Source organism: Novosphingobium resinovorum, assembly GCF_036352595.1.
In the GTDB taxonomy this organism is placed as follows: Bacteria; Pseudomonadota; Alphaproteobacteria; order Sphingomonadales; family Sphingomonadaceae; genus Novosphingobium; species Novosphingobium resinovorum_B.
Genome location: NZ_JAZFAX010000130.1, coordinates 1 through 393 on the forward strand (window position 1 = coordinate 1; position 393 = coordinate 393).

A 393-nucleotide genomic window follows, 5' to 3' on the forward strand; every position below is an offset into this window, starting at 1 on the left:
TGAGGTCGTACTGGTTCGACCAGAACCACGGGAACGCCTTGTAGGGCTTTTCGTCACCGCAGATCGCCTTGGCCACGCACGTCGCCATGTCGTTGGCGTTCTGCACCGATTCGACGCGCATCACGGTGCCGCCCGCATAGTCGCAGGCGAAGGCCGCGCAGTCACCGATGGCGTAGACGTCGGGCAGCGAGGTGCGGCAGAACTCGTCCACATCGACCCCGTTCGCGCCCGAGGCGCCGGCGAGGATCAGCGGGCCGACGGCCGGCACGATGCCGATGCCGACGATAACCGCCTCGGCCGGGACGATCTCGCCGTCCGCCAGCTTCACGCCGGTCACCCGGTGACCGTCACCCTCGAGGCATTCGACGGCGACGCCGGTGCGCAGATCGACGC

At 68.4% G+C, this 393-nt stretch carries 1 protein-coding gene; it reads right to left on the bottom strand.

Annotation, left to right across the window (positions count from 1 at the left end; genetic code table 11):
• Positions 1-393: FAD-dependent oxidoreductase (locus V2S85_RS27215; protein ID WP_330705889.1), on the bottom strand; the 393-nt coding region annotated here is incomplete at both ends.